Genomic DNA, 25,789 nt, shown 5'->3' with positions numbered 1-25,789 from the left:
GCGGGCTCACGCTGTGACTTCCGGATGTTCCGGGCTGAGGTAGTGCACGCGCGTGTGCTCGGCGTGGAGCATCAGCAGGCCGTGTAGCTCCTCGGCGGCGATCTTGAGCAGGTGGCCGTCGCGGGTGGCGTGGAGGGTTTCGAGGACGAAGGCGACGCGGGTGGAGTCCTCGGTGACGCGAGTACGGTGGGCGTCGCGGTGGTTCCAGTGCCGGGTCAGCACGCCGGCGGCGTCGGTGTAGATGATCTCGCCGGGCTTGGGGTTCTCAGTGATGTCGGGTTCACCGAGCGGGGTGAACTCCTCGGCGCCGTCCGCGTACCGGATCTCGACGGCGCCGGAGACGTGGTCGAGGTCGAAGGCTCCTGCGGGCAGGCCGTGGTGGACGGAGACGGCGTTGTACGAGTCGACGGCCGGATTGATGCGCGGCAGGTTGCCCTTCTTGGCCATGCGGCGCCCCAGGGCATCGACACTGGGGCGGATACGGCGGGGGTTGGTGCCGAAAGAGCGGTAGGCGGTGTGCCACGCCTCGATCCGAGGGTCGCTCTCGTCGGCCGGGGCCCAGGCGCCGGCGGCCAGCTGCTGCTCAAGGCCGTCGAGTGCAGCGGCGGTGTCGGGCCAGGGCTCGTGGCCGCGCAGTCCGCTGGCGGTGACCACGGCGATGAGAGTGTCGGGGAAGGCGTTGGCGACGGCGGGGGTGATGCGGAAGGCGGTCATGGGTAGAGCTCCGTTCCGAGGTGGTGCGGGGTGGGCGGGGTCAGGGTTTCCAGGGGCCGATGCGGTCCAGGCGGCGCCGCTGCTGGCGGGCCGTGGGCTCGTCGAGGGCCTGCTTGCGGTCGGTGAGGCGCTCGGCGACGGTGGCGCGGTGCTCTACGGGCTTGTGGTCGTCGTACTTGAACTTGGCCCGGACCTCCGTCACCTCCAGCGTCAGACCGCGGATGCCGGGCAGCATCCGCCCGTACGGCGTCTGGTCGACCTCGATGGGGGCGTGGTCGCCGTCGGGCTGAAATTGGGCCATCTGTCGGCGCAGTAGCTCGGCCTTGGCTTCCGGCTCGTCGACGATGTGGGCCTGGCAGATGAACTGGACGGCCGCGTAGTAACTGGTGGGCACGCCGTCGGTGGGAGGCGTGTCGGGCTTGGCGCGCGCGGCGCCAAGATCATGATCGACGAGGGGGTGCTCGACGCGGCCGGTGAGCGGGTCGTCGCCGCGTACGCCCTGCACGTCGTCTCCCGTGGGGCGCCGACCGGGTTCGCCGCCACCCGGCCGGGTCCCGTGCTCGCGGCGTCCGACACGGTCCACGTCACCGTGCGGGGCGTCGGCGGCCACGGTTCGGCCCCGCACGCCGCCGTCGACCCCGTACCCGCGCTGTGCACGATGGTCACCGCGCTGCAGACCCTGGTGACCCGCGAGATCGACATCTTCGACCCGGCCGTCGTCACGATCGGCCGCCTGGAGGCCGGTACGGCGCCCAACGTCATCCCGGAATCCGGCCGCTTCTCCGCCACCGTCCGGACCTTCTCCGACGCCTCGCGGACGGCCGTCCGCGAGGCGTTCGAGCGGACCGTGCACGGCATCGCCGCTGCCCATCGCGTGAGCGCGGACATCGACTACGTCTACCAGTACCCGCCGACGATCAACCACGACGGCGAGACCGCGTTCGCCATCGAAACCGCCCGGGGCGTCCTCGGCGAGGACCGGGTCTTCCTGGCGCCGACGCCGCTAGTGGGCTCGGAGGACTTCTCCTTCGTGCTGCGCGAGGTGCCGGGCGCGTTCCTCGGGCTCGGCGCCTGCCCCGCCGGCACGGACCCCACCACGGCCCCGATGAACCACTCACCCCAGGCCGTCTACGACGATGCCGCGCTGCCCCACGCCGCCGCGCTGCTCGCCGGACTGGCCCTGCGGCGCCTCGCCCGCGCCGCCTCCGCCCCCTCCGGATCCGTCCTGCGTGACGTCCGATTCCTCCGCCGGATCCCCGGTCTCGCTCTCCTCGCAGGAGTGATCCATGACCCACACCAAAAGCCCGGCCAGACCGGTCGCGCAGGTCCCCGCGCGTGCCGTCACCGCCGTCGTCGGCCTGCTCGTGTTCTTCGAGGTCACCAGCGGGATCCTCCAGGCGGGCATCACACCGCTCCTTCCCGACCTCGCCGCGCACCTGGGCATCGGCACCGCCGACACCAACTGGATCATCTCCGTCCAGCTGCTTGCCGCCGCCGTGTGCGTCCCCCTGTTCGGGCGCCTCGGCGACCTGTACGGGCACCGGCGAATGCTCCGGATCGCCCTCGCCGTGACCGCGGCGGGAACCCTGATCGTGGCACTGGCGGACAGCTACCCGGTCCTGCTGGCCGGGCGGCTCCTCCAAGGACCGCTCGCCGCACTGCTGCCGTTGGAGATCGCCCTCGTACGCGACCGGCTGCCCGTCGCCGAGGCACGGCGGGCCATCGCCCTGCTCGTCGGCTCGCTGGCGCTCGGCTCCCTCGTGGGCGGCCTGGCCCTGGCACTGGTCCACTCCGCCTCGGGGGACCTGCGCCTGACCCTGCTCATACCGGCCGCGCTCGCACTGGTCTGCGTGCCCGTCTCGTACGTCGCTGTTCCCGAGTCCGCCCATCGGGCGACCGGCCGGGTCGACTGGCCCGGCGTGGCACTGCTCAGCGCGGCCGTCCTCGCCCTGCTGAGCGGCGTCGGCGCGGCGAAGAACGGGGTATGGGGCAGCCCTGCGGTCCTCGGCCCGCTCATCCTCGGTGTCGTTCTCCTGGCCATCTGGATCCTCGTGGAGCGGCGCACCGCCGAACCGCTGGTGGACCTCCGCGCCCTCACCGGCCGCGAGGCCGGCCCCTTCTACCTCGCCGCCTTCCTCTTCGGCGTCTTCTACTTCGGGAGCCAGGCCCCCAACACGATGTTCCTCGCCGCCGATCCGGCGACGACGGGATACGGCTTCGCCCTGTCCGCCCTGGCCATCTCACTCGTTTCACTACCGGGCTACGTCGCCGCCGTCCTCGGCTCCTTCGCCACCGCGGCGGTCGCCCGGCGGATCGGCTACCGAGCCACCCTGGTCACGGCGTTCGGGCTGGTGGCCACCGCGTTCCTCCTGTTCGCGCTGGTCCACGACGCGGTGTGGAAGATGGCGGCGGAGTCCTTCCTCCTCGGGCTCGGGATGGGCCTGTCGCTCGGCGCCATGCCCACCGTGATCGTCGAGGCGTCGGACGCCTCCCGCACCGGTATCGCCGCCGCCCTCTACAACAACGTCAAGACCCTGGGCGGCGCGGTCGCCGGCGGTCTCTTCGCCTCCCTCCTCAGCGCCTTCGTCTCTCCCACGACCGGCCAGCCCGGCGAGAACGGCTACCGCACCGTCTGGCTCGTCGGTGCGCTCTGCGCCCTGGCGGCCGCCGCACTCAGCGGGCTGGCCCGCCGTCACGAGGGACAGCCGCCGGGGAGCGCCGACCAGTAACTCGTAGCACGATCACGGTGCTTGCCCGTGGAGCCGTCCCAGGAGTTCGATTCCATCCGGGGGCCATCCCCCGGACGAAGAACACCGCACTGACCCGACCCGACCTGTCACCGAAGGACACCGAGCACCCCAGGAACGGAGCCCTACCGTGCCCAGCCTGACCAGCAGAGCCATGCCGACGGTGCTGAGGCTTCGCGGCGCCAAGAAACTCTTCGGCTCGGCGGAGGCCATCCGCGAACAGGTCCTCGCCCGTTCGGTGCGCCCGGTCGGGTACGCGCCGCCGGCCGGCCTGGAGCGCTCCGTCGACCTTGCCGTACGCCGGGTGGCCGGATGGCCGGTGTACGAGGTCACCCCGCGCGGCCGCAGCCCCCGACGGCGCGCGATCTACCTGCACGGTGGCGCGTACATCAACGAGATAGCCCCTCAGCACTGGAGGCTGATCGCCCGGCTCGCCGTCGAAACCGATACCCGGGTCACGGTGCCGATCTACCCGCTCGCCCCCCTGGCCACCGCGGCCGAAGTGGTACCGGCCGTGACCGACCTGGCCGCCGAACTCCTCGAAGACGGCGCCGACACGGGTCCGAGCCTCATCGGAGACTCCGCAGGCGGCGGCATGGCGCTCGCCGTCGCCCTCCACCTGCGCGACCGCCGACTGCCCCCGCCCGCCCGTACGATCCTCATCTCGCCCTGGCTGGACATCACCCTGACCGACCCGGCCATCGCCCCGCTCGAAGACCGCGACCCCTGGCTCGCCGTCCCCGGCGCGCGCTACGCCGGGGAGCTGTACCGCGGAGACCTCCCCGCCGACCACCCGCACGTCAGCCCCCTTCTCGCCGACCTCACCGGGCTGAACCCGATCACGCTGTTCAGCGGAACCCGCGACATCGTCAACCCCGACGCCCGCCGACTGGCCGCCCGAGCCACAGCCACCGGCGTCACCGTGGACTTCCACGAGGCGCCGGAGATGCTGCACGTCTACCCCCTCCTGCCGATCCCCGAAGGCAGAGCGGCCCGCGCCACCCTCAGCGCCGCCCTGCGAACGAGCTGACGGTGCACCGCGCGTGCGCTGTGGCCGCCCGGACGACTGCTTCCGCACGTCCGGGATGGGACGGAGACGCTGTCCGGAAGCTGTGCGCCGGCGAGTTCTCCGCCTCTGACGCGAATTGATTTCCCGGCCCTGTGACGCCGGTCGGACCCGAGGAGATGGGCATCGCGACGGGGCGGGCGCCTGCGAAGCCGGCGCCAGGTACGGACGCCGGTCGTGCGGCATACCGGAGGGCGCGAGGAGGGAGAAGTCCTCACTTCCCATTGCGGGGCGACACCGCCCGCGGGCCGGGCCGCGGGCGCCCGCGCCGCAGCGGCCCGGCCGGCCGGTTCGGTCAGGAGCTCGGAACGGAGTCCTCGAAGGCCGTCCCGTTCGAGCGGTACGCGGCGACCTTCGCCGCCACCTGGGCCGGGGTGAGGACCTCGTCCTTCACATGGAGCAGGTAGTCGACCTGCTCCTCGTAGGCGCGGGGGGCCGTGGAGCTCTGGCCGGCGAAATCGATCAGCCACTGGTTGAAGTGGATCGACATGGGCCGCTCGGGCAGGTAGCGGGCGTCGTGCCGGGCGAACTCCTTGCCGTCGAGGTAGTAGACGAGCGCGGTGTCGTCGATGGTCAGGACGAGGTCGTGCCAGCCGGCGCGGCTGGTGCGGGACTCGGTGTGCTGGTTGACGGCCTCCCAGGGGTCGGGCCGAAAGGTCTCCCAGGAGGTGGTGTAGAGGACGTTCGCCGTCTCGCCCCAGCCGCCGTTGGGGAGGTACTCGAAGTCGTACTCGGCGTAGTCGTCCGCCATCGGCGCGGTGAGGTCGTTGATGGTGAAGAAGCTCTGGACCAGGTGGTCGCCGTCCGGTCCGCTGGTCGGGGTGTCCGCGAAGCGCACGCGGGCGGCGTAGGTGCCGTTCTTGAACTTCCGCTCGGCGGTGTGCACTTCGGTCTGCCGCGTCGACGCGCCGGTACCCGACGTCGACGTGCGCAGCGTCATGACGGAGTTCGCGCCGTCCTTGGCGAAGGTCACGTTCTCGGGCGCCCAGGTCGCCTGGCCGACGCCGGGGCCGCCTCCGCCGGAGCGGATGGTCCAGCCGTGCGCGGTGATCGCCGGGTCGACGTGGCCGGTGTAGTCGAAGTCGTCGAAGAGGACGCCCCGTCCGGCCGGGGGAGTGGTCGGAGCTGTGGGGGAGGGGGTGGTCGGTGTCGAGGTGGGTGGCGTCGGGGTGGGTGCGGCGCCGCCCGGGGCGGTGCCCCAGACCTGGACCCCGCCGATGGTGGCGGTGACCTTGGTCCAGTTCCCGTACGTGGTCTGCGCGGGTCCGAAGGAGTAGTCGTCGGACTGGTCGAGCGGCTGCCAGTCGGTGCGGTGGAACCGCAGTTGTACGTCCCCAGTGTCGGCGCCCGGTGCCAGGGTGCCGGCCCCTTCCGTGAACCCGACCTCCAGGTACCGGTCCGTCGTGGCGGTGGGACCGGCCAACGCGCCGAACGTGCCCGTCAGGTTCGTACAGCCCTTGACGGCCCAGTCGCACGCGTAGCTGTACGAGGCACCGCGGTCGGACTTGAAGTAGTAACGCAGCTTGACCTGGTTCAACGGGATGGTCGTCGTCCCGGTGTTGACCACGGTGAGCCAGGGCGCGGCTTGGTCGCTGCCCGCGCCGCCCTGCCGGTACCGGACGGCGACGCTCTCGTCCGCGGCGGCGGCTGGGAAGGCGGAGAGCGCGGTCGCGCCGAGACCGAGCACGGTGGCGGCGGCGAGCACGGTGCGTATGCCCGGCTTCCAGCGGCCTGTTCCGTTGCGCATGGGTTCCTCTCGGGGAGGTAGTGGGGGAGGGCAGCGCGGTGCCGCAGGCGAATCCTGATGCTTCAACGCCCTTGTGGGGAAAGGCTGATCACGCGCCGAGGAGAAGTTGGCATAGACCAATGGTGTCGTCAACCCTCGGGGCCGCTACATGAGACGGCAGGCCGGTCTCAGTGACTGCCGGCGTCGGCGAACGCCCAGTCCACGCCGTACGGGGCGAGCTGAGTGGTGATCCGGCGGCGTAGGTCGGGGTCGGCGACCGGAGGCAGGGACACCACCGGGCGACCGTCGGCCAGGTCGCATCGGATCTGCTGGTCGGAGTAGGCGATGTCGATGGAGGCCAGAGCGCTGGAGAACGCCCTCCGGGTGGCATCGAGGTGCAGGGGTACCTTGGAGGGCTTGCCGATGTCGGTCAGGGGCAGCGCCGCCAGGATGATGACGTCCTTGGGGGCCGCGGCTCGCTCGGGTACGTGTCGTGAGGCGAACGCGATCAGTTCGGCGGCGCCGGTGGCGGTCTCGCCGGGGGCCAGGGTGACGTAGGCGACCGGGACTTCGCCGGAGTGCGGGTCGGGACGGCCGACGGCGCTCGCGCCGGTGACGGCCGGGTGGGCGAGGAGTGCGTCCTCGATGACGGCGGGGTCTATGTTGTGGCCGCCGCGGATGATCAGGTCCTTCGCGCGGCCGAGCAGGTGGATGAAGCCATCGGCGTCCACGCGTGCGAGGTCACCTGTGTTGAGCCAGCCGTCGCGCACGGTGCCGAGGGTGTCCATGCGCGGTCCTTCGGCGTCGTGGCCGACGACGTAGCCGGGGAAGACGGTGGGGCCGCTGATGGCGAGGATGCCCGGTTCACCCTGCGGGAGGTCGTGCCACTGGCCGTCGCCGTCGATCCGTACCGTCTTCACCTGCTGGTAGGGCATGCGCTGGCCCGCCGCCCCGGGGCGCTGGTGCTCGCGCAGGAAGCTTCGGGCGCTGCCGCAGGTGGCCTCGGTCAGTCCGTATCCCTGGCACAGGGGGACGCCGGTGTGGTCCTCGAACGCCGCGCGTACCGCCGACGGCAGAGGGGACGCCCCGACGATCGCGAAGCGCAGCGAGGTGATGTCCGCGTCGAGCGGCACCCGGGCGAGTCCGGCGTAGACGGTTGGAACGGCGGACATGGTGGCGATCCGGAATTGCTCGACGATCTTCCAGATGGCCTTGAACAGCGCCGGCTCGCGGTAACCGAGGGGACCGGCCCAGACGCTGCGCTGACCGCGCAGCAGCGGTGCCAGCAGGGTGACGACCAGGGCGTTGACGTGGAACAGCGGCAGCCCGGCGAAGAGTACGGAATCGGCGTCCAACTGGCTGTTGGCCGCGATCATCCAGGCATCGGTCACCTCGTTGGCGTGGGTGTGCGCGGCCAGCTTGGGGGCGCCGGTGGTACCGCCGGTGTGGAAGTACGCGGCCAGGTCACCGGCTTTCGGGGGCACCACCCCGGGACGGAGTTCGACCGGCTGGGCGGCGGCCGCGACGTGCAGATAGGCGACCTCGACCCCCTCGACCGGCTCCAGATCGGGCGCGACTTCGGGCGCGCTGACGGGGCGCAGCGCGAAGAGAGCCGAGCAGCGAAGCGATGCCGCCACGGTGCGGGCCGTCCGCCATGCGCCGGGGTCGAGTTCGGGTCCGGCCGCGACCAGGATCCTTGCCCCGCCCAGCCCCAGCAGGCGTTCGGCGTGCTCGGCGGCGAGGGAGGGGTTGACCGGTGCGGCGATGCCCGCGAGCTGGGCGGCCAGGAGTGTGGCGGGCAGCAGGCCGGTATTGGGGGACAGCAGGCCCACGGCGGTGGTACGGCGGACACCGTGCTGGTGGAAAAGGTTCGCGATGCGGTGTACCTCATCGCGCAGCTGGGCGAAGCCCACGGTCTTGCCGTGCGTCCACTGCTCCGCGCTGGGCAGCACGGTGAGAGCCGACCGGTCGGGCCACAGCGCGGCGGCGCGGGCCAGAACGTCGTAAGTGGAACCTGGCAGGCCGCGGTCCTCCAGCGCGAGGGACTCGATGGTCTTCAGGTCGCCCGGCTGGTCGTACGTCGGCCAGAGCGGATCGGCTTGGGTGGTGCTCACGGGAACTGCCTTTCGTGCAAGGGCTGGTGGAGTTGGGGGCGTGATCCGAACGAGAGGCCCTACGCCAGCCGGTCCGCGATCTGCGCGTACGACCAGGGGCGCAGGATCTCCAGGGCCTTGCCGACGCGGAAGACGGCCGGGTCGTCGTAGGGGTGGCCGACGATCTGGAGGCCGGTGGGGAGTCCCCAGCTCGACATGCCGGAGGGAACGTTGAGGACGGGGCAGCGGTTGTTGATGTTGAAGGGGCTGGTCATGGCGGACCACAGTGTGTCGGCCACCTCCTCGCCGTGCACCACGACCTTCTCGCCCGCGAGGTCGTCGCCCGCGTGCCAGCCGGGGATGGCGGTGGTGGGGCAGAGCATGGCGTCGAATCCGGCCATGGCGGTGGCGAGCCCGCGTTGCAGCCGGTGTTCGGCGCGCAGGGAGTCGAGGTAGCTCACCTGGGTGCGGGCGTACGTCATCGCGTCGGCGAAGGCGACCGCGTACGGGCTCAGCAGGTCGCGACGGGTTTCGGCGGCCTCGATGACGAGGGCGCCGAAGATGGTCGAGAAGTGACCGGCGAGCGAGGTGAGCAGGTCGGCATGGGTCCAGGGGAGGGTGATCTCCTCCACGTGCGCGCCGGCGTCGGCGAGGGCCTGGGCGGCGGCGCGGGTGTTGGCCTCGACCTCCGGGTGGACGTCGTACTCGCCCAGCCGCACGCACAGGGCGATCCGCATGCCGCTGACGTCCTCGTACGCGGTGGGCAGCGTCAGCTTGGGGCGGATCGAGGTGTGGTCGCGCGGGTCGGGACCGGCCAGGACGTTCTGGAAGGCGAGGGTGTCGTCCACCGTGCGGGCCATCGGGCCGTCACCGCGGTAGTGGTCGGCGGTGAGGACGCCGAGACCGGGATTGCGGCCGTAGGGCGCCTTGAAGCCGACCGTTCCCGTGAAGGCGGCCGGGACGCGGGTGGAGCCGCCGATGTCGGAGGCGGAGGCGAGCAGCGTCGTGCCCGCGGCGAGGGACGCGCCGGCGCCGCCGGAGGAGCCGCCGGGGGTGAAGTCGAGGTTCCACGGGTTGCGGGTGACGCCCCACATGCGGGAGTGGGTGTAGGTGGAGAGCGAGAACTCGGGGGTGGTGGTGCGGGCGTGGATGATGCCGCCGGCGTCGAGGACGCGGTCGATCACGGGGGCGTTCTCGGTGGCGATCCGGCCCTCGTGGACGAGGGAGCCCTCCGTCAAGGTGCGGCCCAGGATGGCGTGCTTCTCCTTCGCCGCGACCGGGATGCCCTCCAGCGGGCGGGGGACCAGGCCGTTCTTGCCGAGGTAGCGGTCCTCGGCGTGCCGGGCCTGCTCCAGGGCCTCGTCGAAGAGGCGCTCGCTGAAGGCGTTGATCCGCGGTTCGACCTTCTCGGCGCGCTCGACGACCGCGCGCATCAGCTCGACCGGGGACACCTCACGGCGGGTGAAGAGCCGGATGGCCTCGGTGGCGCTGAGGTGGACGAGGCCGTCGCCGGCGGACGTGGGGGTGGACATGGGCGTCCCTCTCGGTCATGGGGCTGGGGCCGGCCGATGGGCCGAATGCCGGCGGTGTCAGCCTCATGGACCGGTCCCGCCCGCCCCGCGGATTGCACGGATCCGCCACGACCAGGGGCGCTGTGCGGGAAACCGCAGCACGCTCGGGCGGGGGTGATTCAGGCGACCGGGGCCCATGGGTCGATGGGAACGAAGCCGGTGCTGCGGCCGTCTTCGGCGAGCAGTCGCCCCATGCGCTTGATCCAGCGCAGGTTCACCGCGCGATTGAGCACGCGTACGGAGGTGATCCTGGCGGCGGCCTGGGCCTCGTAGCGGGCGAGGTCGTCCAGGGCGTGCAGCCACACGACGCTCAGCAGGTTCGCCTCGGAGGACACCGACGCCGCCATACGGGTGCTCCGCAGCCGGCTCAACTCATCACCCGCCGTGGCGAGTTGCGCGGGCGGCACGGACATCCATACCGTCGCCGAGCTGTGCCAGCCCGAGTGTACGTGGGCGGTGTCGACGCGCAGTACCGCTCTGCCGCTGTGCAGCAGGGAGTGCAGCAGCCGTCGCACCGTCGACTCGGGGCGGTCCAGCTCGGCGGCGATCGAGGCGATGGAGCGCCGGCCGTCCTGCGCGAGGGCGAACATCAGGGCGCGGTCCTCGGGTGCGAGGATCGCGGCGGCGGCGGTGCGGGCGGCACTGTCCTCGGCCTCCGCCAGGTCGCGCTGCTGATCGCGCGAGAGCGAGTCCATGCGCCACTCGCTTCCGTCCTGGTACAGGTGCTGCACCAGGTGGGTGCGGGTGGCGGTCACCGCCTCGTCGCGGCCGAGAGCGAGGACGTACGCGGTCATCGACGGCTTGGTCGCCGTGGCCACCGTCAGGAGCACGTCGCACGATCCGGCCACCAGTTCCACGCTCGTCGCCTGCGGGTGTCGCGCGAGCCGGTAGGCCAGGGCTTCCCGGGCCTGGGGCACGCACGACACCTCGATCAGGGCGAGGGCTCCGTGAGCGACCTGGGAGGGAGCCGCGTGGCAGGTGATCCACGCCTCACCGGAGGCGCGCAGCCGGGCCCAGCGCCGCGAGAGCGTCGCCGCGTCCACACCGAGCGGGCCGGCCAGCTGCGCCCAGGGGGCGCGGGGCGCCATCTGCAGGGCGTTGACGAGCGCGAGATCGAGTTCATCGAGTGTTCCCCGGGGCGGGGTGTCGACCGTGGCCGGGCTGACGGATGCTGCGGATTCATGCATGTGACGCCTCCCTGCTGCGGATTCTTGCAATTTCGATGGGGGGCGGGAAGTGGCCTGTTCTGTATCCCGCATCACACCGCCCCCCCACATTCAGCCCACAGCCCTCCGTCCCGGGGAGTTCTCCATGCACCGTTCGCGATTCCTCTCCGGCGCCGTCACGGTCGCCGCCACATCCCTCCTGGCCTCCGCCTGCACCACCGGCTCCGCCGGCGGCCCTTCGTCGAGCGGCGCCAAGAGCGGGGGCACCGTCAGGATCGGTGTCACCTCCGACGTCACCTCGTTCGACCCGGCGAAGGGCGCGGGTGGCACGGACTACGTGATGACGTCGCTGCTGTACCAGCCGTTGATCGGCCAGGACGACGGCGGCGTGTTCGTCGCCGGTCTGGCCGAGACCTGGACGTCCACGCCCACGAAGACGACCCTCACCCTGAAGAAGGGCCTGACCTGCTCCGACGGCTCCTCCCTGACCGCCTCGCAGGTCGTCGCCTCCCTGCAGCGCTACCGGGCGACCTCGGCCGGAGCCCTCCTCACCTTCGGCGCCGCGAACGCCGGCGCGAAGACCACGATCACGGGCGACGACGCGGCCGGCACCGTTTCCATCACCACCGCCACCCCGTGGGGCGAGGTCCTGAGCGGCCTTTCCGGCACCGGTGCCGGGATCATCTGCAAGGCCGGCCTCGACGCGGGCACCGCCGCGCTCGCGCAGGGCGCCGTCAAGGGCGCGGCTTCCGGCCCGTACGAGATGGCGACGGCGCGGCGCGGCGCCTCGTACGAACTGAAGCTGCGCAAGGGCTTCGACGCGTATCCGCGTTTCGCCTCGCTGCCCGCGGGGAAACCGGCCGACACGCTGCGGATCCAGATCGCGAGGAACGAGTCGACCCTCGCCAACCAGCTGCAGACCGGCGCCCTGGACCTGGCCCCCATCACCGGCACGGACGTCACGCGGTTCACCGGCGATGCCGGGTACGTGATTAGGTCGGCGCCGTTCATCCGGAACTACATCGCCTTCAACCAGCGCCCCGGGCACCCGGGCGCCGACCCGAAGATCCGCAACGCGGTCGCGCAGGCGGTCAGCGCCACCGCCTTCAACAAGGTCTTCGGCGGCGCGGGTCGGCCCATGACGTCATACGTGGACGAGAAGGCCGCCTGCGTCTCCACCGACACCTCCCTGCTGACCGCGACCGACCCGGCCGCGGCGAAGAAGGCCCTCGCAGGAGTGTCGATCAAGCTGGAGGGGTCCAACGCGGTCGCGGGCGGCGCCGGCAATTCCTACGTCGCCGAGGCCCTGCGCACCGCCGGCGCCGAGGTGAAGCTCACCAACGCCGACAACGCCACCTGGGCCACCGACGTCACCGCCAACCAGGGCGACTGGGACGTCACCGTCTTCCCGCTGATCAGCGGGATCCTCGCGCGCGGCGGCGTCTACCTCCTGGGCCCCGAACCGGCCAAGGGCGGCCTGAACTACGGCGCGGTGAAGAACATGGCGTACGCGAAGAGCTACGTCGCGGCCACCTCCACCACCGATCGGAACGCCAAGTGCGCCGCCTGGCAGAAGGCGCAGGAAGCCCTGCTCAAGGCCGACGACGTGATTCCGCTCGCCACGGTCAACGTGCACTACGTCGCCCGCAAGGGCATCTCCTTCGCGATGCCGGCCGGATCCCTGACCGTCTCCACGCTCCGGGTCACCGGCTGATGGCGACGACCCTGACGGGCACGACGGCTGTGGGGGCAGGGCGCACGACGGCGCTCGGCCCCTGGGGCAGCTTCCTCTTCCGGCGTCTCGTCGGGCTCGCCGCCGTCGCGATCACGCTCGTCGTCGGCACGTTCCTGATGGTGCAGCTCATCCCCGGCGACCCGGCGCGCGTGGTCGCGGGCGCCGACGCCACGCCCGCCGACGTGGAGCGGACCCGCCACGAACTGGGCCTGGACCAGCCGCTGTCGACGCAGTTCGGTACGTATGCGAGCGGTCTGCTCCGCGGCGACCTGGGCACCTCCTTCCAGACGAAGGAACCGGTCGCCGAGATCATCGGCAGCCGTCTGCCGTTCACCGCCGAGATCGCGTTCCTCTCCGTCCTGGCGGTGCTGCTGCTCGCCGTGCCGATCGGACTCGCCGTCGCCGCACGCGGAAGCCCGCGCACCGACGGGGCGTTCACCTTCGTCACCGGCCTGGTCGGCGCCACACCCGAGTACATCATCGGAACGCTCCTCGTCCTCGGCTTCGCCATCAGACTGGGCTGGCTCCCGGCGGCGGGCGCCGAGACGGTGACATCGATGGTGCTTCCCATCGCCGCGCTGGTCCTGCCCGGGACCTGCGTCATGGCCCGCATCGTGCACAGCGAGGCCGCACACGTCCTCGCCCAGGACTACATGCGCACCGCGCGGGGCCGTCGGCTGCCACCGCTGCGTCTGTACGCCCGTCACGCCCTGCCCAATCTGCTGACCGCCACGCTCACCCTCGGCGGGCTGATCCTCGCGGGCCTGCTCGGCGGCACGGTCGTCGTCGAGTCCGTCTTCGCCTGGCCGGGCATCGGCCAGCGCGTCGTCGAGGCACTCCTCGTCCGCGACTACCCCGTGATCCAGGGCTGTGTCCTGGTCCTCGGCCTGCTCGCCGTCCTGCTCAACCTGCTCGTCGACGTCGTCCTCGCGCTGCTCGACCCGCGCACCCTCGCCGGAAAGGGAGGCCACTGATGCGACGCGTACGGTGGAACGCCCCGCTCGTCGTGGCCCTCACCGGCCTCGGCCTGATCGTCCTCCTCGGCATCGTCGCCCCCTTCCTGTGGGAGGAACGGGCGACCGCGCTCGGCGGCGTCGCCCGCGCGTACCCGTCCGGCGCACACTGGCTCGGCACCGACGCCCTCGGCCGCGACGTACTGGCCCGCACCCTGGTCGCCACCCGCCTCACCCTGGAGATGACGCTCGCCGCGACCGCGCTCGCCGCCGTCGCGGGCAGCCTGCTCGGCACCGTCGTCTGGGTCTCCGGCCGACGCGTACGCGAACTGGGCCTGCGGCTGATCGACGTGATGATCTCCTACCCGGCGCTCATCCTGGCACTGGTGATCGCCACGGTCCTCGGGACCGGACCCACCGCCTCGGTCCTCGCGATCGGCCTGGGCGGCGCACCCGCGTTCGCCCGCCTCACCGCCAACATGGCGGCCTCGGTCGCCCAGCGCGACTTCGTGACACAGGCCCGTCTGATGGGCGTACCGCCCTCCCGTCTGCTCGCCCGCCACCTGCTGCCCAACATCTCCGGGCCGCTGCTCGTGCTGCTCTCGGTGGCCTTCGCGAACGTACTCGTCGCGCTGTCCGGCCTGTCCTTCCTGGGAGTCGGCGTGCAGTCGCCGGACTACGACTGGGGAGCCCTGCTCAACTCCGGCCTGGAGGCGCTCTACACCAACCCCGCGGAGGCGATCGGCCCGGCGGTCGCCATCACCGTCACCGGCGTCCTCGCGGGCTTCGTCGGCGACGGCCTCGCCACGGCACTCGACCCCCGTGCCGGCGGTACGAAAGCCAGGAGGAGACGGCCGGCCGTCGAGGTCGCCGCGAGCGCCCATCGGGCGCCCGTGGACGCCCTGGTGACGGTGGACAACCTCGTCGTCGCCCTGCCGGACGGTACCCGTCTCGTCGACGACGTCTCCTTCCACGTCTTGCCCGGCGAGATCCTCGGCCTCGTGGGAGAGTCCGGCTCCGGAAAGTCGCTGACGGCGATGAGCGTGGCCCGGCTCCTGCCGGAGGGGCTGTCCGCGCACGCGGCGGAACTGACCCTGGACAACCTCGACCTGGCCGGCTCCGAAGCCGACCCCCGGCGCCTGGCCACCGAGATCGGCATCGTCTTCCAGGACCCCTCGGCCTCCTTCAACCCGGCCCTGAAGGTGGGCGGTCAGCTGACCGAGACGCTCCGCGTGCACCAGGGAGTGCGCGGAAGGGAAGCGCGTGAGCGTGCTGTCGAGGCCCTGGAGCAGGTGCGGATCGAGAATCCGGCCCGGGTCGTGAAGCAGTACCCGCACGAGCTGTCCGGTGGCATGCGGCAGCGCGTGATGATCGCCGCCGCGATCCTGCCCGGTCCGCGGCTGATCGTCGCCGACGAACCGACCACGGCCCTCGACGTGACCGTCCAGGCCGAGGTGCTCGACCTCCTGAAGGACATCAACAGCGCCCGTGGCACGAGCATGCTCTTCATCTCCCACGACATCGGCGTGATCGGCACGGTCTGCCATCGGGTCGTGGTGATGTACGCCGGCCGGGTGGTGGAGGAGTTGTCAGCGGCCGATCTGCGGGCGGGCCTCGCCAAGCATCCGTACACCAAGGCACTGCTGGCCGCGAGCCCGCGCCTCCAGGACACGGACGCTGATACCGACACGGACGCGGATACGGACACCGTCGTGGAGCGCGCACCGCTCGCGACGATCCCGGGCCGTCCACCGACACCCGCCGACCGCCCGGCCGGCTGCGCCTTCGCCGACCGCTGCCCGGTGGTGCTCGACGGCCTCTGCGGGACCGAACGCCCGCCGATGGTCGACGCCGTCGCCTGCCATGCCGTACGCCAGGAGGTGCAGCCCGCATGACCATGTCCCCCTACAAGCTGGCCGTCGAGGACCTGACCGTCACCTTCGGGCACGGCCGACGCGCCAGGACGGTGCTGCACGGCGTGTCCACCGGGGTACGGGCCGGGCAGACGCTCGGCCTGGTCGGCGAGTCCGGATCGGGCAAGTCGACGATCGCCAAGGCGATCGTGGGCATCCACCCCGTCCGCACCGGCCGCATCACGCTCGACGGAGAAGACCTCACGGGTCTCCAGGGGAGAGAGCTCGTCGCGGTACGCCGCCGGATACAGCTCGTCTCCCAGGACCCGTACGCCTCGCTCAACCCGCGCATGACGGTCGGTGAGGCCATTGCCGAGGCCGTCGACCCGGTGCGGGCCGACGCCAGGAAGCACGCGGCGACGGTCGGGCGGTGGCTGGAGACCGTCGCGCTGGACGGCTCGGCCGCGGCCAGGTACCCGCACGAGTTCTCCGGCGGCCAGCGCCAGCGCATCGCGGTCGCCCGCGCCCTGGCCGTGGAACCCGAAGTGGTGATCGCCGACGAGATCACCTCGGCGCTCGACGCCTCCGTCCAGGCCGAGGTGCTCAACCTCCTGGAGGAGCTGCGGCGTTCGCTGGCCCTGACGATGGTCTTCATCTCCCACGACCTGGCCGTCGTCCGCCACGTCAGCGACGAGGTCGCCGTCCTGTGCCAGGGGGAGCTGGTGGAGCAGGGGCCGGTGCGGGACGTGTACCGCGCGCCGCGACACCCCTACACACGCCGCCTGCTGGCGAGCGTGCCGGCGTTCGACGAGAAGCCGACGCTCGAGAAGACGCCCGAGAAGACGCCCGAGAAGAAGGAGACAGCAGCATGAACGAGCCGACCGCCGTCGCCGACCGCACGCGGCAGATCACCGCTGGCCTGAAGCCCGCCGCGCTGGAGGACTTCTACCGCGACCTGCACCGCCATCCCGAGCTCGCCTTCCAGGAGCACCGCACCGCGGCGAAGCTCGCCGTGTGCCTGCGCTCGGCGGGCTACGACGTGACGGAAGGGGTCGGTGGCACCGGTGTGGTCGGCGTCCTCGTCAACGGCGACGGCCCGGTCGTCCATCTGCGCGGCGACATGGACGCGCTGCCGGTCCACGAGGCCACCGGCCTGGAGTACGCCTCCGCCGTCGACGGAGTGATGCACGCCTGCGGCCACGACCTGCACGTCACCTGGCTCGCCGGCGCCGCCGAGGCGCTGGCCGCCGCCCGCGACACCTGGTCCGGCACGCTGGTCGTCATCGGGCAGCCCGCCGAGGAGTCCGGCGGCGGCGCGGCGGCCATGGTCGCCGGTGGACTGCACACCCGCTTCCCCCGCCCCGATGTGCTGCTCGGCCAGCACGTCACGCCCGGTCTCGCCGGGTTCTACCCACATACCCCGGGCCTGACCATGTCGGCCTCCGACGACATCGACGTCGTCGTGCACGGCGTGGGCGGCCACGGCTCACGTCCCGAGTCGACGGTCGACCCGGTCGTGACAGCCGCCTACATCGTCACCCGCCTGCAGACGGTGGTGTCGAGGGAGGTCGCGGCGGCGCACTCGGTGGTGCTGACGGTGGGCCAGTTCCACGCCGGTACGAAGCACAACATCATCCCCGCCGACGCCCGGCTCTCCCTGAACCTGCGCACCCAGGACTCGCACGTACGCGACCGGGTCCTCGGCGCCGTCCGCCGCATCGTCGAGGGCGAGTGCCGGACCGCCGACTGCCCGGAGCCGCCCGAGGTCACGGTACGGCCCGGCTACCCGAACACAGTCAACGACGCCGTACTCGACGGGCAGATCACGGCCGTGCACCGCGAACTCTTCGGGGCCGAGACGATGTTCGACTTCGGACCGGCGATGGGCAGCGAGGACTTCTCCCTCCTCGTGCCCGAAGGCGTCCCGTACGACTACTGGTACGTCACCTCGACTCCGGCCGACGTGTGGGAGGCGGCGCCCGGCAGGGACCTGGCCGAGAAGTTCGGCAACGTACCGGGCAACCACAGCCCCCTGTTCGCCCCCGACCTCTCCGTGCTCGTGCCAGGTGTCCAGACCCTGGTGTCGGCGGCGCTGAGCCGCCTGGCGTGACCGGATCGAGAAACACCGCACGCACTTCGGCCCCGTCGCCGGGTTGATCGGACGAGCCGCATGAGGGCACGGCGAGGCTCGGGGTCAGACGGCGGTCCGGAGGGCGGGCAGGTAGGCGCCCGACTGCCCGGCCGCGTTGGGGTGGAAGGACTGTCCGATGGGCCAGTTGAGGGCGTGGAGCCAGGGGGCGGGGTCGCACAGTTGATGGCCGGCGAAGCGGTCGGCGACGTCCTGGTGGACGAAGCCGCTGTGCTGGGCGACCTCGTCGCGGATCACGGTGTTGAGGGTGTCGGCTCCCTTGTTGAGCGCGATGCGTTTGGTGGTGCTGATGCCGGCGCAGACGGGGACGGCGAGGTCGTAGAACCTGGGATAGCCGAGGATCACGACGCGGGCCTGCGGGGCACGGGCGCGGATGGCGTCGTAGAGGGTGTCCAGTTTGCCGGGGAGTTCGGTGCGGGCGGTGGTCTCGGCGGTGGCGACGGCGTCGAGGCAGGCGCTGTCGCTGCCGAACAGGCAGGTCGTCATGACCGTGCCGAGACTGATGTCGTTGCCGCCGATGGTCATGCTGACCAGGGTGGTGGTGACGTCCAGCGAGCCGAGCTGCTTGTCGAGGACGTCGTTGGTCTTCGCGGCGCGGCACGCACGGAAGTCGAAGCTGTCGGGGGTGGTGAGCTGGGCGTAGAGGTAGGGGTAGGAGTTGACGCTCTGGTTGCAGTCGTTGAGGTAGGTGGTGGAGGAGCCGCCGCCGGCGGAGTAGGAGTCACCGAGGGCCACGTAGTGGACCCCCTGAGCGGGGGCGGTGTGTGCGGAACCGGTGGCGGTGGGGCCGAGGGCCGTCGTCGTCAGCGCGGCGAGGACGGCGGCGAGGGCGCGGGCGAGAGTTCTGGGCATGCCGGGTGTACGGCGCTTGCTCATGCTGGTCTCCGGGCGGGTGCGGGTGCGGGTGCGGGTGCGGATGCGGGTGCGCGTGGGTTCAGGCGCTGCGGGCGCAGCGGAATCCGGCGTGGCCGCTGGTGCTGTCGGGGGTGTTCGCGGTGCGGGCGGCGACGCGATAGCGGTTGCAGTACGAGCGGTGGCACAGGTGGGAGCCACCGCGGATGACCTTCGCGGTTCCGGTGGCGGGGCCTGCCGGATCGACGAGGGGGCGCCGGGCCGGGTGGTCGGTGGTCCACCAGTCGGCGCACCACTCCCATACGTTGCCCGACGTGTTGTACAGGCCGTATCCGTTCGGCTCGAAGGCAGCGACCGGGGCCGTGCCGCGAAAGCCGTCGGCTGCGGTGTTCTTGGCCGGGAACGTGCCGCGCCAGATGTTGCAGCGGTAGGTGTCGTCCGGGTCGAGCTCGTCGCCCCAGGGGTAGCGCTTCTGCTCCAGTCCGCCGCGGGCGGCGTACTCCCACTCGGCCTCGGTGGGCAGGCGCTTGCCCGCCCAGGCCGCGTAGGCGGCCGCGTCGTTCCACGACACGTGGACGACGGGATGGTCCCCGCGCCCCTCCAGTGTGCTGCCGGGCCCCTCGGGCCGGTTCCAGGCGGCGCCGGTCACCCCGCACCACCACGGCGTACGCGGCGGGCGGGCGGCGGCGCGGCGCAGTTCGGCGGGCAGGAATCCGGCGAACACGTAGGACCAGCCGAAGCGTTCGGCCTCGGTGACGTACCCCGTGTCGGCGACGTACCGCGCGAAGGCGTCGTTGGTGACGGCGCGGGTGTCGATCAGGAACGGCTTGAGTCGCACCGTCCTGACCGGCCCCTCGCCGTCGTCGGGAAAGCCTTCCGTGTCGTCGGTGCCCATGAGGAACTCGCCGCCGGGCAGAAGCACCATGCCGACGACCGAAGTGTCGTGGAGAGACTGTGGTGGCGAGAGCAGGTGCGAAGGGGCGAAGGACGGGCCGGGCGACCGTACGGGCGCACAGCAGGCAGCGGGTGCACTGGGGGAGCGTCCCGTCACCTCGTCGCCCTGCTCGTGTGCGAGGGACCCCGGCTTCACGACAGGGCCTGCTCGCGTCGCCGGTCGAGCTCGTGCTGCATGCGGGCGGAGTCACGTGCGTACGTGCGGTGCAGCAGCGTCAGGAATGCCCCGTTGACCAGCATCAGGATGACCAGGACCCACAGGAAGACGGGGCGCAGCCCGATCGCGTCGCCGACGAAGCCGGCGCCGAGTCCGAACAGGGCCCAGGCGATCGCCTCGAAGACGGAGATGTAGAGGGTGAAGGCCGCGGGACGCAGTTCGGGCGGGACCACGGCCATGATCATCGGCCGGTTGATGCCGGGGTTGATGCCCTGGGCCACGCCCATGAGGCCGAAGAACAGCGCGTACAGACCGATGCCGCTGTAGTGGAACTGGGTGCCGAAGAAAGCGAGGGCGGCGAAGAGGATCTGGGCGGTCTGGAGCACGGCGGGCAGGCCGTGGCGCGGGCTGAGGCGGGCGGCCCAGTCGGCGGCGATGCCGCCGAGGACCGTTCCGGCGAAGTAGCCGATGCCGATGGGCATCAGGATCACCGACGCGGTCTGGGTGGTGAAGCCGTAGACCTCGACGAGGAAGACCACGGCGAAGGAGAAGACGAGTAGGTGTCCGGAGAGGAGCCTGGACACCAGGAGGACCACCAGGGTGGGGATCCTCAGGAGGGAGGCGACCTGGCGTCGGTTCACCAGGCCGGAGGCGTCCCGGGTGGCGCGGTCGAGGTCGGCGAGCTGTGCCTCGGAGGCGCCCTGGCCGGGGTCGCGCAGGTACCGCCAGAGCACGAGGCCGAAGAGGATGCTGAAGCCGCCGATCGCCCACAGGCCCCAGCGCCAGCCGTCCTCGAAGCCCGCGAGCTGGCCCTTGAGCGTGGCGAAGACCGAGGAGGCGAGCGCCGTCGCCCCGAACAGCATCCCTACGGCCCGGCCCCGGGACGAGCTGTCGAACAGGTCACCGACGAACGTGGTGATGATCGGGTGCGCCCCGGCGTATCCGGCGGCGAGCAGAGTGGAGAACAGCAGGAGCTGGGTGAAGGTCTGGGCGAAGCCCGCGGCCACGCCCCAGACGCCCCACATGCCCGCGCAGATGACGAGCACCGTCTTGCGGGACCAGCGGTGGGCGGCCCACACCCACAGGGGTGCGGTGATCACGCCGATCAGCTTGCCCGCGGCGGTCAGGATGCCCAGGGCGCCGAGCGACAGCCCGAGGGCCTGCCGGATCACCGGGAACAGGCCGCCGATCACGCCGGCCTCGGTGTTGTCGACGACCATGGCGCCGCCCAGGAGCGACAGCTGTCGCCACCGGCCGGGCACGGGGGCGGCCGGGGTCTGTCTTTTCGTGCCGAGGTCGTGGATAAGCTCGGGCATGGCGCCTCGCTTCCTCTAGGTGTGTGGTCTCTTCGCTGGAGATGCACGGGGAAAGGGGTGTGTCGGCTGGTGACGGGGCGGCCACCCCGTCACCAGCCATTCCGGTGATGCCTCAGAGCGCGGCAAGTTCCTCGGCGACCGCCATGAGCGCGTCGCGGGGCATGGACCCGGCCGCCACCGCCGCGACGTCGATCAACGGCATGGGCCCCAGGAGCTGGAGCAGTTCGGAGTCGAACAGGCTGGGAAGATGCCGGCGCAGTACGACGGAGGTGACAGGGTCGGACATCAGCGTCCGCATCGGTGTCCGGACCGACACCCGCCCGACCGGGAACTCGTCGAGCCGCGGCAGCGGTTCCAGGGACCGTTCGGCCTGTTCCCGCTGGGCGCGCACCAGCAGGTGCTTCTCGGTCACCGGCCCGTCGGCGGGCAGCCCGAGCCGCTCGTACTGGCTCGGGGGCGCCTCACTCTCCCGCATCAGCGCCACCAGCAGGCTCGCCATCCGCAGCTCGGCCTCGTCGTCGACGAGTGGGGCCAGCTGCTCGGGGTCGCTCTCCAGGTCGAACAGGAGAGTGCCGTGGAGGAAGGGGTTGAGGAGACTGCGTCCAGGGGTGCGCAGGGTCGGCACTCCCTTGGTGAAGCCGAACGGGCCGACGAGCTCGGCGTCGACGAGTTCGGCCGGCGCGAACCGCCCGCGCATGTGGGTGGGCATCAGGGTGTGCTCGTACAGCGGGGAGTTGTCCGGGGAGACGGGGGCACGCATGTACACGTACCGTCCGTCGGTGACGTTGACGTGACCGCCGTGCGCCCCGAAGAGTCCCGCCTCGCGCACGGGCGTGTCCTCACCGACCGGCAGCGGTACGCCCTGCATGTCGGCGGGGCGGTCGACGCCGAAGTACTCCAGGATCGTGGGCGCCAGGTCGATCGTCTGCACGAGCGCCGAACGCCGCTCGCCCGCCGCCCCTGGATGCCGCGGGTCCCAGGCGAACAGCGGCAGGTGGACGAGCTCGCTGTACCAGGGCTGCACCCACTTGGCCCACCATCCCTTCTCGCCGAGCAGGAACCCGTGGTCGGTGTTGACGATCAGCAGGGTGTCGTCCCAGAGTTCCAGCTCGTCCATGGTGTCCAGGACGCGGCCGAGGGAGCGGTCGCACATGGAGAGCAGCGCCGCGTACTCGTAGCGGGCGTGGGCGACCTGGTCGTCGGTCTCGGTCACCCGCTTGTAGTCGGGCCAGTCGAAGTGCGGCCCGTCGTACTCGTGCGGGTAGAGGTCCTTGTACCGCTGGTGGGAGAAGAAGGGCTCGTGCGGGTCGAAGGTCTCGATCTGTACGAACCAGCGGTCGGCGTCCTTGTTGGTGCGGACGAACTCCAGGCCGGCGTCGAAGGTCAGCGTCTGCGGGTGCCGGTCCTCCGTCGCCATGTAGGAGCGGTTGATCCAGTCCTGGCGGTGCGCGGGGGTACGCATCCGCTTCAGCCCCTCGGGCATCTCGGGGTCGGCGACGTGGCCCTTCCACGGGTCGCCCTCCTGCCCGCGGAAGAACTCCCAGGTGTTGTACCGGCCGTGGTAGGTGGCTCCGCCGTCCTCCCAGTAGTGCGGGTGGTCGCTCGCGAGATGGGTGTAGACGCCGTTCTGCGAGAGCAGTTCGGGCATCGAGTCGTCGAACGGTTCCAGCGGTCCCCAGCTGCGGTGCAGGAAGTTGTGACGGCCGGTGTGCAACTCCCGGCGGGCCGGCATGCAGGGCAGCGAACCCGCGTATGCGTTGTCGTACGTGACCGCCCGTTCGGCGAGGCGCGCGAAGTTCGGCGTATGGGTCCAGTCGGATCCGTACGGCGGCAGCATGCGCCGGTTGAGGCTGTCGAACATGACCATGATGGCCTTCATGCGGAAGAGTCCCTTCGGTCGGGGTCCGGCGTACGGTGCTGTGCGAGGCGGTGCCGCATGCCCTCCAACCAGGCCACCCAGTTGTCGACCGCCGACGCTCCGTGCGCGTGCAGGTCGTCGAAGATCTCCTGGGCCAGATCCGCGTCCAGCTCGGGCAGCGGGTCCTCGAACCGCAGGGTGCGGTCTCGGTCGCGGTTGCGGGCGATCTGGGCGCGGCGGTAGGCGAGTTCGGTGTCGATCAGCGTGATCGCGGCCTGCCGGTCGAGCGGTGCGGTGAAGGCGAACCGGGCCAGGAAGTCAGGGTCCTGGAACCGGCTGGTCGGCTCGTACGGCGAACGCACCCACTCCCACAACACCTCCTTCCCGCGCGGGGTGAGCCGGTAGACCTTCGCATCCGGCCGCCCCTCCCGCGGGTCGACCTCGAAGGCCACCCACTCGTCGGCCGTCATCCGTCCCAGCAGCCGGTAGATCTGGCTGTGGTGGGCCCGCGACCGCAGGAACTGACCCTCCGTCTCCACCCACCGGCCGAGGTCGAAGCCGCTCCGAGGACGCCCGGCAAGCAACGCGAGCAGCACGTACTCGAACTTCACCGCCCCACCACCCCTATGTGCACTGTCATCTATGTGTTCAGTGTTGTAGGCGCTGTGCGGAGGAGGCGTCAATGGATCCGGCACGCGCTTATCAAGGCCGTATCACGCCGTTCATGATCGGCCGCCTGCCGTGCCCGCGCCGACTGATCTTTGACGGGGCGACGGCCATGCTTGACGCGTCCACCAGCGCCGCACTGATCGAGGGGCGTCGTTGATCCGGGGGTGGATCACCTCGACGAGGACCGCTGCCGAGGTGGTCACGGGAAGGCCGGCGTCGAGGGCAGTGGTGAGCCATTCGTGGATCTCGCGGTCGTACGGGCCTTGGTCAGGCCCTCGCTGTCCAGGATGAGCGCGCCACTCACGCGGCTGCCCCGGTCTCGGCTCCGGTGGAGGCTGCAGGTGCGCTTGGCTTGGCCGCCACGGCCTCGGGATCGGCAGGGCCGTCGGCTTCGTCGAAGTCGGCGATCAGCTCGCCCGGGTTGTCACGCTCGATCTGTCGTTGCGCGGCCCTCTCCGAGGTACGCGGACACTCCCTGCTTGCCGACGCGCTCGCGGATCGAGTGCAGGGTGCCGGCGGTGAGGGGGCGGAGATGCCGCTGCTGGGACCGTCGCCGGGAGGGAAGTCGGTGTCGTCGTCAGGCATGGCACGAGTACGGCATTTCGCATGCCATATGGCGACGTCTTCGTCGGGTGGAGGGCATGCGGTAGATGCTGCCCACGGTTACTCACCGTGATGTGGGGTAGGCGTCGGTGAGCTGTGCCGAGGTCGGTCCACTGGGCGACGGACGGGCTGGATGGCACATGTGTGAGGTGCGGTTGGCGGCTTCGGATCTCCCCAGATTCTCCCCAGCGTTTTGTGGAACCTCGAAAGCCCAGGTCAGGGCCCCTTACTGATCGTTTCAGAATGAGTTCGGGGCATACTCGGGGAATGAGCCAGCCCATCGAGTCCCCCGATGCCCTTCTGCGTGCCACCGTCGTGACGATCGCCCGCCGGACGGCGGAGGATCCGAGACCGGCCGGGGCGTTGCAGTCGGTTCTCGAACTCGTCGACAACGACGAGGCGGAGCTCGCCCTGGACCACCTCGCGCGGAGCGTGGATTACCACCGCATCCCGCTGCTGCGGGAGGAGTACGACCGGCTGGTTGCCGAGGCGGCCTGTCTGGGCTCCGAAGATTCACTGTCGGAGACGGATCTCGAACAGTTCGTCATCGACTGAGCCCACACGTGCCGCGTCCCTGCAAACGTGGTGCCGGGCGGCGCGACCGATGAGTGCGCCACCCGGCACTGCCGCATGAACGCCTGATGATCCGCTCGTCGCCGATTTACTGAGCTCTTTCAAAACGGCCACCGATCGGGTGACAGGTCCATGAAGCGCTGCAGGCAAGTCAGCGGCGTGGAACTGTCCTCCACGGAACCAAGCTGAAAGAGCTCACCTCACTTCAGAATGAGTTCGGTGTAGGGGGTTGGCGATCGGTTCTGGTGGCGGCAGGGTGGTGTGGGTGTCGGATGATCTTGTGCCTGATGACCTGTGGGAACGTGTCGTCCCGCTGCTGCCGCCCCGGCCGCCGCGGCGTCATCGGTATCCGGGGCGTCTGCCGGCGGACGACCGTGCGGCCCTGCGAGGCATCGTGTACGTGCTGCGCAAGAACGTGAGCTGGAGAGACGTGCCCGCCGAGCGAACCGGGTGCAGTGGAGTGACGGCCTGGCGGCGGCTGCGGGACTGGACCGAGGCCGGCGTCTGGCCCCGACTGCACGAAGTGCTCCTGGCCGAACTGCGCAAGGCCGGCCTGCTGGACATGGACGACTGTGCGATCGACGGCTCGCACATCCGGGCCCTGAAGGGGGGGCTCACACCGGACCTTCGCCGGTCGACCGCGCCCGGCCGGGCAGCAAGCACCACCTGATTGTCGACCGTCACGGCACACCCCTCGCCGTGACGCTGACCGGCGGAAACCGGCACGACGTCACCCAGCTGACGCCGCTGCTGGACGCGATCCCCCGCATCCGCGGACTTCGCGGACGGCCGCGTCATCGGCCGGGCCGGCTCTTCGCCGACCGCGGCTACGACTACGACAAGTACCGCCGCATCCTCCGGGCCCGCGGCATCACACCCAAGATCGCCCGACGCGGCGTCCCGCACGGCTCCGGACTGGGCAAGACGCGCTGGGTCGTAGAGCGGACCTAGTGCGCCACGAGGCGCTCTGTTTGTATCCCCGGCTCAGCCGGGAGGAACTCGGAAGGAGGTTCCTGGGCCGGATGACTTACCTG

Annotated in this window: 21 protein-coding genes and 3 pseudogenes; 11 read left to right on the top strand and 13 right to left on the bottom strand. The window is 71.1% G+C overall.

Annotated elements, in window-relative coordinates:
* Nucleotides 1-6: 6 nt before the first annotated feature.
* Together ACIBG6_RS31475 and ACIBG6_RS31470 are read right to left on the bottom strand one after the other, a co-directional pair.
* A complete protein-coding gene (locus tag ACIBG6_RS31475; protein WP_399226118.1) occupies nucleotides 7-714 on the bottom strand; it encodes a B3/4 domain-containing protein in 708 nt (235 codons plus the stop codon).
* Between the two features lie 40 nt (nucleotides 715-754).
* On the bottom strand, nucleotides 755-1,297 hold the full coding sequence (locus ACIBG6_RS31470) for an FMN-binding negative transcriptional regulator (RefSeq protein ID WP_399226352.1): 543 nt from the start codon (nucleotides 1,295-1,297) through the stop codon (nucleotides 755-757).
* Between ACIBG6_RS31470 and ACIBG6_RS31465 the strand changes: the two are divergent.
* A pseudogene (locus tag ACIBG6_RS31465) lies at nucleotides 1,199-1,837 on the top strand (M20 family metallopeptidase); the annotation flags it as partial. The gene ACIBG6_RS31470 and the pseudogene ACIBG6_RS31465 overlap by 99 nt on opposite strands.
* Here ACIBG6_RS31465 and ACIBG6_RS31460 read toward each other — a convergent pair.
* Nucleotides 1,829-2,002, bottom strand: coding sequence for a hypothetical protein (locus tag ACIBG6_RS31460; protein ID WP_399226117.1), 174 nt, complete (start codon nucleotides 2,000-2,002; stop codon nucleotides 1,829-1,831). The pseudogene ACIBG6_RS31465 and the gene ACIBG6_RS31460 sit on opposite strands and share 9 nt — an antisense overlap.
* Between ACIBG6_RS31460 and ACIBG6_RS31455 the strand changes: the two genes are divergently transcribed.
* Nucleotides 2,001-3,443 (top strand): MFS transporter, encoded by a 1,443-nt coding sequence (locus ACIBG6_RS31455; protein WP_399226116.1) that lies wholly within the window; start codon nucleotides 2,001-2,003, stop codon nucleotides 3,441-3,443. The two genes, ACIBG6_RS31460 and ACIBG6_RS31455, sit on opposite strands and share 2 nt — an antisense overlap.
* Before the next feature lie 148 nt (nucleotides 3,444-3,591).
* A complete protein-coding gene (locus ACIBG6_RS31450) occupies nucleotides 3,592-4,491 on the top strand; it encodes an alpha/beta hydrolase fold domain-containing protein (RefSeq protein ID WP_399226115.1) in 900 nt (299 codons plus the stop codon).
* 331 nt (nucleotides 4,492-4,822) lie between these two features.
* Here ACIBG6_RS31450 and ACIBG6_RS31445 read toward each other — a convergent pair whose 3' ends face one another.
* The 4 genes from ACIBG6_RS31445 to ACIBG6_RS31430 form a co-directional block, all read right to left on the bottom strand.
* Nucleotides 4,823-6,274 (bottom strand): cellulose binding domain-containing protein, encoded by a 1,452-nt coding sequence (locus tag ACIBG6_RS31445; RefSeq protein ID WP_399226114.1) that lies wholly within the window; start codon nucleotides 6,272-6,274, stop codon nucleotides 4,823-4,825.
* Nucleotides 6,275-6,441: 167 nt separating this feature from the next.
* Complete coding sequence (locus ACIBG6_RS31440; RefSeq protein ID WP_399226113.1) at nucleotides 6,442-8,367, bottom strand: acyl-CoA synthetase; 1,926 nt, start codon at nucleotides 8,365-8,367, stop codon at nucleotides 6,442-6,444.
* Between the two features lie 59 nt (nucleotides 8,368-8,426).
* The gene (locus tag ACIBG6_RS31435; RefSeq protein ID WP_399226112.1) at nucleotides 8,427-9,878 is read right to left on the bottom strand and encodes an amidase; all 1,452 of its coding nucleotides are present in this window, start codon (nucleotides 9,876-9,878) and stop codon (nucleotides 8,427-8,429) included.
* Between the two features lie 158 nt (nucleotides 9,879-10,036).
* Nucleotides 10,037-11,104, bottom strand: coding sequence for an Lrp/AsnC family transcriptional regulator (locus ACIBG6_RS31430; RefSeq protein ID WP_399226111.1), 1,068 nt, complete (start codon nucleotides 11,102-11,104; stop codon nucleotides 10,037-10,039).
* 124 nt (nucleotides 11,105-11,228) lie between these two features.
* Here ACIBG6_RS31430 and ACIBG6_RS31425 point away from each other — a divergent pair, with 124 nt between their 5' ends.
* Genes ACIBG6_RS31425 through ACIBG6_RS31405 form a run of 5 tightly spaced genes read left to right on the top strand, consistent with a single transcriptional unit; the run spans nucleotide 11,229 to nucleotide 17,734 of the window.
* Entirely contained in the window at nucleotides 11,229-12,797 is a 1,569-nt protein-coding gene (locus ACIBG6_RS31425; RefSeq protein ID WP_399226110.1) for an ABC transporter substrate-binding protein, read from the top strand.
* On the top strand, nucleotides 12,797-13,792 hold the full coding sequence (locus ACIBG6_RS31420; protein WP_399226109.1) for an ABC transporter permease: 996 nt from the start codon (nucleotides 12,797-12,799) through the stop codon (nucleotides 13,790-13,792). Before ACIBG6_RS31425 ends, ACIBG6_RS31420 begins: the two co-directional genes overlap by 1 nt.
* Complete coding sequence (locus ACIBG6_RS31415) at nucleotides 13,792-15,666, top strand: dipeptide/oligopeptide/nickel ABC transporter permease/ATP-binding protein (RefSeq protein ID WP_399226108.1); 1,875 nt, start codon at nucleotides 13,792-13,794, stop codon at nucleotides 15,664-15,666. Before ACIBG6_RS31420 ends, ACIBG6_RS31415 begins: the two co-directional genes overlap by 1 nt.
* Complete coding sequence (locus tag ACIBG6_RS31410; protein ID WP_399226107.1) at nucleotides 15,663-16,496, top strand: ATP-binding cassette domain-containing protein; 834 nt, start codon at nucleotides 15,663-15,665, stop codon at nucleotides 16,494-16,496. The genes ACIBG6_RS31415 and ACIBG6_RS31410 overlap by 4 nt, the downstream gene beginning before the upstream one ends.
* Nucleotides 16,493-17,734 carry an amidohydrolase gene (locus ACIBG6_RS31405; RefSeq protein WP_399226106.1) on the top strand — a complete coding sequence of 414 codons (1,242 nt, stop codon included), beginning with the start codon at nucleotides 16,493-16,495 and terminating at the stop codon, nucleotides 17,732-17,734. Before ACIBG6_RS31410 ends, ACIBG6_RS31405 begins: the two co-directional genes overlap by 4 nt.
* Before the next feature lie 84 nt (nucleotides 17,735-17,818).
* Here ACIBG6_RS31405 and ACIBG6_RS31400 read toward each other — a convergent pair whose 3' ends face one another.
* The 5 genes from ACIBG6_RS31400 to ACIBG6_RS31380 all read right to left on the bottom strand — a co-directional run bounded on the left by ACIBG6_RS31400 (nucleotide 17,819) and on the right by ACIBG6_RS31380 (nucleotide 23,521).
* Nucleotides 17,819-18,649 (bottom strand): SGNH/GDSL hydrolase family protein, encoded by an 831-nt coding sequence (locus ACIBG6_RS31400; protein ID WP_399226105.1) that lies wholly within the window; start codon nucleotides 18,647-18,649, stop codon nucleotides 17,819-17,821.
* 58 nt (nucleotides 18,650-18,707) lie between these two features.
* On the bottom strand, nucleotides 18,708-19,550 hold the full coding sequence (locus tag ACIBG6_RS31395) for a formylglycine-generating enzyme family protein (protein ID WP_399226104.1): 843 nt from the start codon (nucleotides 19,548-19,550) through the stop codon (nucleotides 18,708-18,710).
* Between the two features lie 161 nt (nucleotides 19,551-19,711).
* On the bottom strand, nucleotides 19,712-21,052 hold the full coding sequence (locus tag ACIBG6_RS31390; RefSeq protein WP_399226102.1) for an MFS transporter: 1,341 nt from the start codon (nucleotides 21,050-21,052) through the stop codon (nucleotides 19,712-19,714).
* A gap of 112 nt (nucleotides 21,053-21,164) precedes the next feature.
* The gene (locus ACIBG6_RS31385; RefSeq protein WP_399226101.1) at nucleotides 21,165-22,931 is read right to left on the bottom strand and encodes a sulfatase-like hydrolase/transferase; all 1,767 of its coding nucleotides are present in this window, start codon (nucleotides 22,929-22,931) and stop codon (nucleotides 21,165-21,167) included.
* Nucleotides 22,928-23,521: a PadR family transcriptional regulator gene (locus tag ACIBG6_RS31380; RefSeq protein ID WP_399226100.1), complete on the bottom strand. Its 594-nt coding sequence runs from the start codon at nucleotides 23,519-23,521 to the stop codon at nucleotides 22,928-22,930. Before ACIBG6_RS31380 ends, ACIBG6_RS31385 begins: the two co-directional genes overlap by 4 nt.
* Before the next feature lie 71 nt (nucleotides 23,522-23,592).
* Between ACIBG6_RS31380 and ACIBG6_RS31375 the strand changes: the two genes are divergently transcribed.
* Nucleotides 23,593-23,736, top strand: a complete 144-nt coding sequence (locus ACIBG6_RS31375; RefSeq protein ID WP_399226369.1) for a hypothetical protein — start codon at nucleotides 23,593-23,595, stop codon at nucleotides 23,734-23,736.
* Here the strand turns inward: ACIBG6_RS31375 and ACIBG6_RS31370 are convergent.
* Nucleotides 23,726-23,883 (bottom strand): annotated as a pseudogene (locus tag ACIBG6_RS31370) (DNA-binding protein); the annotation flags it as partial. The gene ACIBG6_RS31375 and the pseudogene ACIBG6_RS31370 sit on opposite strands and share 11 nt — an antisense overlap.
* 566 nt (nucleotides 23,884-24,449) lie before the next feature.
* Here ACIBG6_RS31370 and ACIBG6_RS31365 point away from each other — a divergent pair.
* Together ACIBG6_RS31365 and ACIBG6_RS31360 are read left to right on the top strand one after the other, a co-directional pair.
* Nucleotides 24,450-24,737 (top strand): hypothetical protein, encoded by a 288-nt coding sequence (locus ACIBG6_RS31365; RefSeq protein ID WP_399226099.1) that lies wholly within the window; start codon nucleotides 24,450-24,452, stop codon nucleotides 24,735-24,737.
* A 283-nt stretch (nucleotides 24,738-25,020) separates the two neighbouring features.
* A pseudogene (locus ACIBG6_RS31360) lies at nucleotides 25,021-25,703 on the top strand (IS5 family transposase); the annotation flags it as partial.
* Nucleotides 25,704-25,789: the final 86 nt, after the last annotated feature.

It is taken from the genome of Streptomyces sp. NPDC050842 (genome assembly GCF_044456565.1).
Taxonomy (GTDB): domain Bacteria; phylum Actinomycetota; class Actinomycetes; order Streptomycetales; family Streptomycetaceae; genus Streptomyces.
This window is presented reverse-complemented; position numbering and strand designations above follow the sequence as displayed.

Excerpts from the sequence above, each read along its gene's own strand:
- ACIBG6_RS31475 (WP_399226118.1), bottom strand. The coding sequence starts at position 714 with ATGACCGCCTTCCGCATCACCCCCGCCGTCGCCAACGCCTTCCCCGAC.
- ACIBG6_RS31400 (WP_399226105.1), bottom strand. The coding sequence starts at position 18,649 with ATGAGCAAGCGCCGTACACCCGGCATGCCCAGAACTCTCGCCCGCGCC.
- ACIBG6_RS31435 (WP_399226112.1), bottom strand. The coding sequence starts at position 9,878 with ATGTCCACCCCCACGTCCGCCGGCGACGGCCTCGTCCACCTCAGCGCC.
- ACIBG6_RS31375 (WP_399226369.1), top strand. The coding sequence starts at position 23,593 with ATGGATCCGGCACGCGCTTATCAAGGCCGTATCACGCCGTTCATGATC.
- ACIBG6_RS31415 (WP_399226108.1), top strand. The coding sequence starts at position 13,792 with ATGCGACGCGTACGGTGGAACGCCCCGCTCGTCGTGGCCCTCACCGGC.
- ACIBG6_RS31405 (WP_399226106.1), top strand. The coding sequence starts at position 16,493 with ATGAACGAGCCGACCGCCGTCGCCGACCGCACGCGGCAGATCACCGCT.
- ACIBG6_RS31425 (WP_399226110.1), top strand. The coding sequence starts at position 11,229 with ATGCACCGTTCGCGATTCCTCTCCGGCGCCGTCACGGTCGCCGCCACA.
- ACIBG6_RS31445 (WP_399226114.1), bottom strand. The coding sequence starts at position 6,274 with ATGCGCAACGGAACAGGCCGCTGGAAGCCGGGCATACGCACCGTGCTC.
- ACIBG6_RS31430 (WP_399226111.1), bottom strand. The coding sequence starts at position 11,104 with ATGCATGAATCCGCAGCATCCGTCAGCCCGGCCACGGTCGACACCCCG.
- ACIBG6_RS31410 (WP_399226107.1), top strand. The coding sequence starts at position 15,663 with ATGACCATGTCCCCCTACAAGCTGGCCGTCGAGGACCTGACCGTCACC.
- ACIBG6_RS31455 (WP_399226116.1), top strand. The coding sequence starts at position 2,001 with ATGACCCACACCAAAAGCCCGGCCAGACCGGTCGCGCAGGTCCCCGCG.
- ACIBG6_RS31385 (WP_399226101.1), bottom strand. The coding sequence starts at position 22,931 with ATGAAGGCCATCATGGTCATGTTCGACAGCCTCAACCGGCGCATGCTG.
- ACIBG6_RS31460 (WP_399226117.1), bottom strand. The coding sequence starts at position 2,002 with ATGGATCACTCCTGCGAGGAGAGCGAGACCGGGGATCCGGCGGAGGAA.
- ACIBG6_RS31420 (WP_399226109.1), top strand. The coding sequence starts at position 12,797 with ATGGCGACGACCCTGACGGGCACGACGGCTGTGGGGGCAGGGCGCACG.
- ACIBG6_RS31395 (WP_399226104.1), bottom strand. The coding sequence starts at position 19,550 with ATGGTGCTTCTGCCCGGCGGCGAGTTCCTCATGGGCACCGACGACACG.
- ACIBG6_RS31390 (WP_399226102.1), bottom strand. The coding sequence starts at position 21,052 with ATGCCCGAGCTTATCCACGACCTCGGCACGAAAAGACAGACCCCGGCC.
- ACIBG6_RS31365 (WP_399226099.1), top strand. The coding sequence starts at position 24,450 with ATGAGCCAGCCCATCGAGTCCCCCGATGCCCTTCTGCGTGCCACCGTC.